The 11,328-nt window shown below is 52.5% G+C and carries 9 protein-coding genes; 2 read left to right on the top strand and 7 right to left on the bottom strand.

Annotated elements, in window-relative coordinates:
* Nucleotides 1–202 precede the first annotated feature (202 nt).
* Both Q4E64_RS09180 and Q4E64_RS09175 read left to right on the top strand, forming a co-directional pair.
* A complete protein-coding gene (locus Q4E64_RS09180; RefSeq protein ID WP_303167578.1) occupies nt 203–2,269 on the top strand; it encodes a transglycosylase domain-containing protein in 2,067 nt (688 codons plus the stop codon).
* Between the two features lie 143 nt (nt 2,270–2,412).
* Nucleotides 2,413–3,783, top strand: coding sequence for a pyruvate carboxylase subunit B (locus Q4E64_RS09175; protein ID WP_303167576.1), 1,371 nt, complete (start codon nt 2,413–2,415; stop codon nt 3,781–3,783).
* A gap of 61 nt (nt 3,784–3,844) precedes the next feature.
* Here the strand turns inward: Q4E64_RS09175 and rpe are convergent, their stop codons facing one another.
* From rpe to Q4E64_RS09140, 7 genes are read right to left on the bottom strand one after another with little or no spacing between them, the layout of a single operon-like run.
* Nucleotides 3,845–4,489: a ribulose-phosphate 3-epimerase gene (gene rpe / locus Q4E64_RS09170; protein WP_303167574.1), complete on the bottom strand. Its 645-nt coding sequence runs from the start codon at nt 4,487–4,489 to the stop codon at nt 3,845–3,847.
* 38 nt (nt 4,490–4,527) lie between these two features.
* A complete protein-coding gene (gene rsgA / locus Q4E64_RS09165; RefSeq protein WP_303167573.1) occupies nt 4,528–5,406 on the bottom strand; it encodes a ribosome small subunit-dependent GTPase A in 879 nt (292 codons plus the stop codon).
* Between the two features lie 3 nt (nt 5,407–5,409).
* Nucleotides 5,410–7,362 carry a Stk1 family PASTA domain-containing Ser/Thr kinase gene (pknB, locus tag Q4E64_RS09160; RefSeq protein WP_303167571.1) on the bottom strand — a complete coding sequence of 651 codons (1,953 nt, stop codon included), beginning with the start codon at nt 7,360–7,362 and terminating at the stop codon, nt 5,410–5,412.
* Nucleotides 7,355–8,104 carry a Stp1/IreP family PP2C-type Ser/Thr phosphatase gene (locus Q4E64_RS09155; protein ID WP_303167570.1) on the bottom strand — a complete coding sequence of 250 codons (750 nt, stop codon included), beginning with the start codon at nt 8,102–8,104 and terminating at the stop codon, nt 7,355–7,357. The genes pknB and Q4E64_RS09155 overlap by 8 nt, the downstream gene beginning before the upstream one ends.
* Nucleotides 8,101–9,159: a 23S rRNA (adenine(2503)-C(2))-methyltransferase RlmN gene (gene rlmN, locus Q4E64_RS09150; RefSeq protein WP_303167569.1), complete on the bottom strand. Its 1,059-nt coding sequence runs from the start codon at nt 9,157–9,159 to the stop codon at nt 8,101–8,103. The genes Q4E64_RS09155 and rlmN overlap by 4 nt, the downstream gene beginning before the upstream one ends.
* Entirely contained in the window at nt 9,156–10,547 is a 1,392-nt protein-coding gene (gene rsmB, locus Q4E64_RS09145; RefSeq protein ID WP_303167568.1) for a 16S rRNA (cytosine(967)-C(5))-methyltransferase RsmB, read from the bottom strand. The genes rlmN and rsmB overlap by 4 nt, the downstream gene beginning before the upstream one ends.
* Nucleotides 10,513–11,328, bottom strand: coding sequence for a DUF116 domain-containing protein (locus tag Q4E64_RS09140; RefSeq protein ID WP_303167567.1), 816 nt, complete (start codon nt 11,326–11,328; stop codon nt 10,513–10,515). The genes rsmB and Q4E64_RS09140 overlap by 35 nt, the downstream gene beginning before the upstream one ends.

Raw genomic sequence — 11,328 nt, 5'->3', positions numbered from 1 at the left:
GTATATATTACCACGCAGCGTTGAGATTGTCAACACTCTTTTTGACCTTTTTTCGACTTTTTTTACATGCTTATGCTAAAACCATCGCGGCAGTACTTTATTCAGCAGGAAATATATGACAAAACAAGCCGAAAATGCTATAATAGTCTTACTATGCAAACCCTTTTATGCATCAGTCAATAATTTGTAGAAGAGGTAGAAAATGTTTAAGGTACTAAAATTTTTAGTCGTCAGCATAATTTGCCTGATGATTATGGGTGTCTCCGTGCTTTACGGCTTTTCCAGCATGTTCGCACCTTCCAATATGGATGAAACTTTGATTCCTGACGCGGCTTCTCAATTTTACGATATAAATGGCAATACTATTTATACCACATTATCTGAAGAACGCCGTATCCCTGTCACTATTGACAAAATTCCCAAGCATGTTCAGCAAGCCTTTATCGCTATAGAAGATAATCGCTTCTATGAGCATAGCGGCATTGATTACCGCGGTACGGCCCGCGCTCTCGTATCCACTTTAAGCGGCAGCGAGGTTCAAGGCGGCAGTACCATTACCCAGCAGCTGGCAAAAAACGCTTTCCTGACTCAGGAGCGTACCATCGTCCGCAAAATTAAAGAAGCCTTTATTGCCAAAGAACTGGAACAAAAATACACTAAGGATGAAATCCTCACTATGTATTTGAACCAGATCTATTTTGGCGAGGGCGCTTATGGTATTGAAAGCGCTTCCCTATATTATTTCGGCAAGCACGTTCAAAACCTAGATATCGCTGAAGCGGCCACGCTGGCAGCTATTCCTAAAAGCCCCAACTATTACAACCCTTTTGAAAATCCTCAGGAAAGCAAAACCCGTCAGGAACTGGTTATCGACCAAATGGTGAAGTACGGTTTTATTACTGCCGATCAGGCCGCCAGCGCCAAAGCTGTAAAGATTGCTTACAACACCTCTCATAAGGCCAACAGTAATCCCCGCTCCTATTTCTTTGATATGATCAGTCAGAAAGTTATTGAAGAAGTCGGTGCCGACGCTTTATATAAGGGCGGCTTGAAAATTTACACCACTCTGGATTCCGATATGCAGAGAATTGCAGAAAATGCAATGAGTCATCTGCCCAATTATTATAAAGACGGCAATAACCGCACGCAGCCGCAGATGGCTCTGGTTGCCGTGGATCCCAAAACCGGATATGTTAAGGCTATGATCGGCGGACGCGGCGACGATAAATTTAATCGCGCAACCCTGGCTGTGCGTCAGCCCGGCTCCGCTTTCAAGCCCTTTGTTTACGTAACCGCTATGCAGAACGGCTTTACTCCCGCCAGCGTTATTGAAGATAAGGAGGAGGAATTTTCTCCCGGCTGGAAGCCTCAAAACTCAGACTTAAAATGGCATGGCAAAGTCAGCTTGAGAACTGCCCTCAAACGCTCCATGAACATTCCTACAATTAAATTAGCTCGTGAAGTAGGCGTAGACAAAATCATTGCCAACGCTGAAAAAATGGGCATCTCCACCTTGGTAGATTCCGGCTCTTACAGCGATATGAATTTAGCTATGTCCTTAGGCGGCCTGACCAAGGGCGTTAATCCGCTGGAAATGGCCTCCGCGTACAGCGTATTCGCTACCAACGGTATTTACTGCAAGCCTATAGCATTGCTCAAAATTGTTAATCGCGACGGCAAGGTACTCTACGAAGCCAAGCCCCAAAGCAAGCGCGTTATTGATGCAGAAGCCGCTTATCTGACAACCAATATGCTGGAGGACGTACTCGTCAGCGGCACTGGCGGCGGCATGGGCATCGGGCGTCCGGCAGCAGGTAAAACAGGTACCACCGATACCTTCATCGACGCCTGGTTCGTAGGCTTTACCCCCGACCTGTGTACAGCAGTCTGGGTTGGCGACGATAATAATAAGCCGATGAATCATATGTATGGCAGCACCACGCCTCTGTCCATTTGGCACGACTTTATGAGCAACGCCTTAGCCGCCGCTCCGCGCAGCAGCTTCACTAATCCTGGCGTCGCTATTCCCGCCGAGCCTGAAATAAAGCAGGACGACGAAAAAGATAAGGAAAAAGAGCAAAACAAGGATAACGCTAAAGACGACAAGAACAATAGCAATAGCGCCAAAGCTGCCAAAACCAAAGAGTCCGTTCAGCAGCAAGCTCCTGCAGTAAGCACGAAGCCCTCCACCCAGCGCCGTAGTATGAAGCAGCGCATCAATGAGATTATGGGCCAGCCTGTGGTCAGCAATCAACCGACGCGCAATTAAAATGCAATTTGCAAAATATTTTACCGCAGCTGTTTGGCTGCGGTAATTTTATCGTCAAATCATGTATACAGTATCCATAAAAATATGCTATAATGTTATTATAAAAAAGCATTGAACAAATTTAAAATAAGGAGCGAAAAAATATGGACAAACAACCAGTAAAAATAGTGGAAACAGTATTACGCGACGGCCATCAATCTTTGGCAGCCACCAGAATGCGTATTAAGGATATGCTGCCCGCCTTGGAACAGCTGGATAACGCTGGTTATTATGCCTTGGAAGCCTGGGGCGGCGCTACCTTCGACGCCTGCCTGCGTTTTCTTAACGAAGACCCTTGGCAGCGTTTGCGCACGCTGAAAAAGCATCTGCCGAAAACTCCTATTCAAATGCTGCTGCGCGGTCAGAATATTTTGGGCTATAACCATTACGCCGATGACGTAGTGCGCGAATTTGTTAAACGCTCCGTAGCCAACGGCGTTTCTATCATCAGGATTTTTGACGCCCTCAACGATACCCGCAATCTGGAATGCGCTATGCGTGCCGCCAAAGAAGCCGGCGCTCATGTGCAGGGCTGTATCGTTTATACTATCAGTCCCTATCATAAGGACAGCGATTTTGTTAATTTAGGCAAAGAGCTGGCGCAAATGGGCGCCGACTCCATCTGCATTAAGGATATGGCCGGCCTGTTGCGTCCTTACGCTGCTGAAAGTCTCATTCGCAGCCTGAAAGCCGAGCTTGACCTGCCCATTGACCTGCATACTCATTTCACCAGCGGTATGGGCGACATGACCTACTTAAAGGCTATCGAAGCAGGCGTGGACATTATCGATACGGCGCTGTCCCCCTTCGCCGAATCCACCAGCCAGCCCTGTACCGAATCCATCGTAGCTACGCTGCAGAATACCCCCTACGACACGGGCATCGACCTCAGCGCCCTGCACGACCTGGCAGATTATTTCAAAAAGGTGCGCGCCGACCTGACCAACGATTTCAATTTGAACGCTAATATCCCCATCGACCCCAAGGTATTGACCTTCCAGATTCCCGGCGGCATGCTGTCCAACCTGCTCAACCAGATGAAGGAAATGGGCGTGGCCGATAAATATCCGCAGCTGCTGGAAGAAATGCCCCGCGTGCGCGCTGAGCTTGGCTATCCGCCGCTGGTAACTCCTACCAGCCAGATTGTCGGCTCCATGGCCGTACTCAATGTAGCTTTAGGCCGCTACAAAATGATTCCCCGCGAGGTTAAGGACCTCATTCTTGGCAAATACGGCCGCACTCCGGGACCGATTGACTCCGAAGTACGCAAGCTGGCTATCGGCGCTGCGCCGCAGATTGACCATCGTCCGGCAGACGATATTGCGCCCCAGCTGAAAAAGCTGCGTGAAAAGCTGGCGGAAGAAGGCTTCCCCAACGCTCCCATCGATGATGTTTTAAGCTACGCTTCCTTCCCGGAGGTAACGCTGAACTTCCTGCGTCACAGCAATATCGGCATGCAGTTCCACGATATGTAAAACCAACCAATGCAAAAAAATCCCGATTGGCAAACATCGTCAATCGGGATTTTTATTTTCGTTAAGCCTTCAGGCTGGCTATTGCCGCCTGCACGTCTTCAGCGCCGTACACATAGGAGCCAGCTACCAAAACATTAGCCCCCGCCTCGCGCACCAGCTTGGCAGTTTTATCGTTAATACCGCCGTCCACCTGAATATCTGCATCCAGCCCTGCGTCTTCCAGCATCCGGCGCAGGCGCTTAATCTTCGGCACCATGCTTTCAATAAAGGACTGCCCGCCAAAGCCTGGGTTAACCGTCATCAGCAGCACCATATCCACATAGGGCAGCATCTCCTCCACCGCGCTCAAAGGCGTTGCCGGATTCAGCGCTACGCCCGCTCTCATGCCTTCGCCTTTAATCTGCTGCACGCAGCGGTGCAGATGCTTAGTAGCCTCCGCATGGACGACAATCTGGTCCGCCCCGGCCGCCTTAAAATCGGCGATATATTTTTCCGGGCTTTCCACCATCAGATGGCAGTCAAAAAACAAAGGCGTTACTTTGCGTATTTTCTTGACCACCGGCGCGCCAAAGGTTAAGTTAGGTACAAATAATCCGTCCATAACGTCGATATGCACCCAATCGGCTCCAGCTCTCTCAATTTTTTTGATTTCGTCTGCCAGATAAGCAAAGTCCGCGGACAAAATCGACGGAGCAATTTTCAGCATCTCTTATCCCTCCCATAAAGGCAGCGCTCTGCGCCAGCCTATAATTTCCTTTTCAGATCCTTGACCTCCTGCAGCATAGCCAAATAAGACTCATAGCGGCTGGCCGCCACCCGTCCGTCCTGCACTGCCTCCTTTACGCCGCACACCGGCTCGTGAGTATGAGTGCAGGGGCAAAAACGACAGCCGTCCTCATACAAGGCAAATTCGCGAAAGGCCTGCTGCACCTGCTGCGGCTCCAAACCCTCCAGCAGCAAATTGCCAAATCCCGGCGTATCTGCAATATAGCCTTCGTCAAAGGGCAGCAGCTGGGCAAAGCGCGTAGTATGCTTGCCGCGGCCAATTTTTTCACTGACCGCGCCGGTCCGCAAAGCAACGCTGCTGTCAATAGCGTTGATAGTCGAAGACTTGCCTACGCCCGAAGGCCCGCCAAAGGCGCAGATCTGCCCACGCAGACGCTGGCGCAAAGCTTCCACGCCAGTGCCGTTCTTCGCCGATAGCGTATAGACCTCATAGCCTATCGGCTCGTACACCGCTTTTATTTTGTCAATCAATCCTAAAGGCGCGTTATCCTCCTTATTCAGCACCAATAATGCCGGAATCCGCGCCAGCGCCGCCAAGGCCAGCAGCTTGTCGGCCAGCAAAAAACTGAAATCCGGCGCCGTGCAGGCAAAGGCTGCCACAAATAAATCCAGATTAGCCAGCGTCGGCCGCGGCAAGAAATTCTTGCGCGGCAGCACCTTAGTTATCATGCCCTCGCCCGCGGCTCCCGGCGACAGGCTTACCAAATCGCCGGTAACCAGGGAAAAGCGGTTCTGCTTCATCCGCCCTTTAACCTTACAAGTATAAACGCTGTCTTTTACGCTTACATAATAATAACCGTTATAATTTTTCAGGACCCTGCCCTGCAGCTCTGTCATAATTTACAGGCTCTTTTCGCTGGCCAGCTTGCCGTCGCACAGCATCTGCACGCGAGCGCTACCGGTATATTCCACACGCTGGCGCAAACGCACGCCGCCCTTTTGACTGCCGCTGTAAAGGGTTTTCTTCCCATTTTCGTCAATCAAGATAATTTCCACGTTCGTCGTTTTATTCCCCGGCACCACAAAATCTACATACGCGCTGCGCTTTTCGCCGCTGCCTTCGGCCACCGTAATACTTACGGCGTCGCCTGCGCCAATTTTAGTTCCGGCGTTAGGATTAGAAGCCAGCACCACATTCTTTGCTGCGCTGTGGTCGGTAATGGTTTTAATCTCGCCTAAGGTCAGGCCAGCGCTGGCCAACAGCTTTTTCGCCTCGCTGATTGGCTTGCCGATCAAATTAGGCACTTCTTTGTCGCCCTCGTTTACCACCAGGTCGATACCGCTGCCTCTGGGCGCTTTGTCCAAAGCCTTGGGCGACTGGCTGAGGACGCTGCCGATACGCTGGCCGTCCACATGCTTTTTGGTTATCTTGCCCAGCTTAAAGCCGGAGTTAAGCGCCGTCTGCTCCGCCTTGGACAAGGACATACCCGCTAAATCAGGCACCGGCTTAAGCTCTGCTCCCCTGCAAATAGTCAGGATAATCAAGCTGCGCTGCTTGCGTTTTTCTCCCGCTGCCGGAGATTGCTCCATAACGGTTCCCGGCTTGAATTTTGCCGGATCGCCGTATTTTTCCTCCAGCTCCACCTTAAATTCCTTTTCCTCCAGGAGCTTCTGCGCCTCCACCACCGTCATTTTAGTAACGTCTGGCACGGTCACCTCTGCCAAAGTACGGTTGAAAATAAAATGTGCCGCCACGGATATCATCACTACTGCCGCCGTAATATAAATCAGCAGCTTCGTATAATTCAGCTTTCTCTTTGTCATTTTCCCTTGTTCCCCTGCTTCCGCCTGTACCTTCTGAACCGTTTTCTCCGGCTGCGTCTCCGGTAGCTGCGCCGTATGCTCCAGCGGCTCCCGCCGTACCGGCTTCATAATCATAGTTGCGCCATCGTCCGGATTATCCTCTTTAACGGCGCTGACCTTCACTGGCCCCAGCTCCTGCGTATAATCCTCGCTGCTGAACGGGAAAAGCTTCATCTTCAAGGCCAGCAAATCGCGGCGCAGCTGCCCGGCGTCAGCATAACGCTCCGCACAATGCTTAGCCAACGCCTTATTGATAATCTCCTGCATACCTTCAGGCACATTTTCCATATAATCCGCCAGCTGCGGCACCGGCTTTTCCACATGCATCATAGCCACAGCCACCGCCGTCGGCCCCACATAGGGCACCTGCCCCGTCAGCATTTCAAAAAGCACCACGCCCAGGGAATATACGTCGCTGCAGGCCGTAATCTTACCGCCGCTGGCCTGCTCCGGCGAAATATAATGTACGGAACCCATCACCGACTTGGAATACACCATGGTCTGGTTCGTCACCATCTTGGCGATACCGAAATCCGCGATTTTGGGATTCATATTTTTATCCAGCAGCACATTCTGCGGCTTAATATCGCAATGGATAATATTATGGCTGTGAGCGTGCTGCAAAGCGTCTGCCAACCGCACGGCAATTTCCAGCACAGCGTTCAAGGACAGCTTGTGCTCCTGCATATATTCCTTCAGCGTTACGCCGTCCACATACTCCATAACGATATACTGACTGCTGCCCTCCGACACTACATCGTAAATATTGATGATATAAGGATGCACCAGCCGCGCCGCCGATTTAGCCTCCCGCCGGAACTGCTCCAGCAGCTCCTTATCCTCCAGAAATTGGTCGCGCAGCATTTTAACGGCTACATTGCGGTCCAGCAGCAGATCGTGCGCCAGATAAACCTCCGCCATACCGCCGTAGCCGATAGCGCGGATTATTTCATAGCGCCCATTCAATATGGTTTTGCCCTTCTTATCCATTGCAGCCTTCCTCCCCCTGCGCCGTTAAATCTATCAAAATCAAAGACACGTTATCCCTGCCGCCGTTGTCCAAGCTTTGCTCCAGCAATTTGTCTGCCGCCTGCTGCAAATCCTCCGTACCGATAATATCGGCTATTTCCCGGTCTCGCAGCATATCGGAAAGCCCGTCGCTGCACAACAGCAGCCGGTCTGACGGCTCCACGGAAAAATGCAGGCAATCGCTTTGAATCTCCTCGTCCACGCCCATGGCTTGTAATAAAATATGCCGCTGCGGATGCACAAACGCTTCCTCCCTGGTTATCTTACCCTGCTCCTGCAAATCGGCCACAAATGTGTGGTCACGGGTTACCTGCCGCAGCTGTCCGTTACGGTAAAGATACAAACGGCTGTCGCCGATATGGCAGCAGTAAGCCTCGCCGTTGCCCGGCAGATAAAGCGCGGTCATCGTCGTACCCATGCCTTTGTACTTATCGTTACTTACAGCCATTTTATAGACATGAGCGTTCGCCTTGGCGAAAGCCTCCTGCAGCACCTTTATCACATTCTGCTCCTCCTGCTCGTGGCGCAGGCTGTAGGTCGCCGCTTCAAAAGCTTTAATTGTGGAACGGCTGGCAATCTCGCCTGCCGCATAACCGCCCATCCCGTCCGCTACTGCGAACAAATAGGGCTCGCGCACCAAAAGGGTATCCTCGTTATTTTCTCTGACCAGGCCCACATGGGTCTTACTGACTACCCGCATCATGTATGCTCCTGTTCCTTAGCAAATTTCGCCCGCAGCTGTCCGCAGGCCGCGTCAATATCCTTACCCATTTCCTTACGCACAGTCGCGTTAATTCTGTTTTTCTGCAAAATCTTCAGGAAACGCTCCACCCTTTGCCGTGACGGACGCTCAAAGCCCTGCTCCGGTACGGGATTAGCCGGTATTAAATTGACGCTGGCGTGCTTAAAGCGCAGATAATTGCTCAATAGCTCCGCGTCCTGCACGCTGTCGTTTTTATCCTTCAGCAAAATATATTCGTAGGTCACCTGCCGGCCGCCCGCTTCGCTGTAAGCTTCAGCCGCAGCGATGACGTCTGCAAAGGGAAAGCCCTTGTTGACCGGCATCAGGCTGGTACGCAGCTCGCTGCGCACCGCGTGCAGGGAAACTGCCAGATTGATGGGCTTGCCCTGCTCCGCCAAACGCCGGATACCCGGAATAATACCGCAGGTGGAAATCGTCATATTGCGGTAGCTCATCCGGCAGGTATCCTCGCGGTGCAGAAAATCCAGCGCGCCCATAACAGCGTCGAAATTGAGCATGGGCTCGCCGCTGCCCATAACAACCACGCGGCTGACCACAGTGTTTTCTTCGCGCAGACGCTCGTTAAATAAATATACCTGAGCGATAATTTCGGCAGCCGACAAATTGCGTACCGCTCCATTCAAGCCGCTGGCGCAAAAGGCGCAGTGCATGTCGCAGCCAACCTGGCTAGAAACGCAGACGCTGCAGCCGTAATCATGGCGCATCAGCACCGTTTCCACGCTGTTGCCGTCCGGCAGACCCAAAAGCAGCTTACTGGTCAGTCCGTCGCCGGAATTTTGCTCCCGCAGCACCGCAATACGCCGCGGCAGCATGGTAAAGTTTTCCTCCAGCAGCGCGATATCCGCCTTGCTCAAATTGCGCATAGTGCTGAAATCAAAAACCGATTTTTGATACAGCCACTGAAATACCTGCTTAGCGCGAAAGGCCTTCATCCCCTTAGCCGTCAGCGTCGCCTGCAGCTCTTCTATTGTTAAGCCAAAAATATCCTGCTTCATGCTTTCTGCCTGCGCTCCAAAACGCAGATATAAAAACCGTCCACCCCATCGCGTTGGGGCAGCAGCTGCAGCTCCTCCTCCGTTTCGCCCGTCAGGGGATGGGCCAAGGGCACTCGCTGCCAACGGCTGTTCTGCGTCAAAAACTCTTCAATTAAATAATGATTTTCCGCCTGCTCAATGGTGCAGGTGCTGTATACCAGGCGACCGCCTTCTTTAACATAGCGAGCCGCGTTATTTAAAATTGCCAGCTGCAAGGGTGGGAACAGTTTTAAATCCTTGCGCTGCTTACGCCAACGCGCTTCAGCCCGCCGCCGCAGCACGCCCATGCCGGAGCAGGGCGCATCCACCAGCACCCGGTCGAAGGCGCCCAACCATTCCTCCCGCAACGCGCCAGCGTCGTTCAGCAGCGTTTTAATGCAGCTTACGCCTAAGCGCCGGGCATTTTCTTCAATTAAACGCAGCTTGTGCTCATGGATATCGCAGGCGATGATTTCTCCCTGATTACGCATCAGCTGCGCCAAATGCGTAGCCTTGCCGCCGGGCGCGCTGCACAAATCCAGTACGCGCATACCCGGCTGCGGGTTCACTGCGCGGCCCACCAGCATGGAGCTTTCGTCCTGTACATAAAAATCCTGCTGCATTTTGGCCAGCATCCCGCTCAACGACGGCAGCTTATCGCAAACTATGCCATCTTCGCACCAGCTGGAAGCGTGCGCCTCCGCGCCAGCCTCCTGCAAAGCGGCCAGCAGCCGCTCTCTTGTAGTTACCAAGGTGTTCGTCCGCAGGCACACCGGCGCAGGACTGTTATCAAAGGCCAAGAGCGCCTCTGTGCCCTCCTTGCCCCAGGGCCCCAGCCAGCGCTTCACCAGCCAGCGCGGGTGGTAATATTTAACCGCCAGATAGCCGGCGTCGTCCTGCTGCGGGTCAGGCAAAGCTATCTCCCCTGCCTGCAGCTTGCGCAGCAAACCGCGCAATACGCCGTTGACAAATTTAGCGCTGCCCTCGTGGCTAACGCTGCGCGCCAGCTTTACGGCCTCGTTGCAGGCCGCCGAAGCAGGAATACGCTCCATAAACAAAAGCTGGTAAGCGCTCAGCCGCAGCACCTGCAAAATTTCCGGCGCTACGGACCCAAGCGGACGGCTGACGCAGCGCTCCAAATACCAGTCCAGCGTGCCTGCGGCCTTCACCGTGCCGTAAACCAATTCTGTAAAAAAGCGCCGCTCCATATCCGCCAAAGGATGGGCGCGCAAATATTTATTAACGGCGATGTTCGTATAAGCGCCTTCCGCCAATACCTGCTGCAGCACCGTCAGCGCCGCGCTGCGGGCGTTGGGTGCCGCTGAACCTATCCGATTAGTTTTGGGCTGCTTTATCGTTTGCTTCTGCATTCTTTTCCTTTGCTTCCTCGTCATCCATAAAAGCTAAAATTGCCGTTTCCAGTTTTTTAATATCCACGCGCGTATTAAAGCAGGGGCCGAAGGGGCGTTCATTGAGCACGCCCAAAACCGGCAGTGGGAACACGTCCTGAATGCCGCTGGTTAAATCGCGCTCGCAGGCCACGGCCACAATAGCCTTCGGACGCGCCTGCTTTACCATCTGCCGCGCCAGCGTACCGCCCGTAGCCACGGCAAAATGGCAGTCGTACTTATGAGCCAGCCCCAGCATCGCGCCTACGGAGCAGCGGCCGCATTGACGGCAGTTCTCTACATTGCGGGTAATCTTATGCACACAGGTATCCAGCTGAATGCAATGCGGCGTTAAAATCATAATGCGGTTGGCAGGAACCTTTACCTTATGCTGCAGCACCAGATTATTGCTGACCTCGATAAAGGACTGCTCGATTCTGTCGCGAGGGATATTAAAAAGCCGTCCCAGCACTATGGCAAAAGGGAATAAAAGATTGATGGCCTTCCAGGCCCAAAAGTAAAGCAGCTTCATCACCGGCATGCCCAAAAGCGCCATGACGATGCCCAAAACGCCGCTGAGCAACGCAATTACCAACGCCGCCCCCACCACGCCGAAAACGATGGGCAGCAGCCAGGAAATCTGCGCCAAGCCGGGCACAGTCACCTTCCAGACTATATAAATCATCATAGCGCCCAAAAGCGCGCTGACGGAGGTCAGGGCCATAAAAATTCTTTTTTTCGGTTTAAATGCGTCTTCCATCAT

It is taken from the genome of Phascolarctobacterium sp., assembly GCF_030531065.1.
Classification (GTDB): Bacteria; Bacillota; Negativicutes; order Acidaminococcales; family Acidaminococcaceae; genus Phascolarctobacterium_A.
This window is presented reverse-complemented; position numbering and strand designations above follow the sequence as displayed.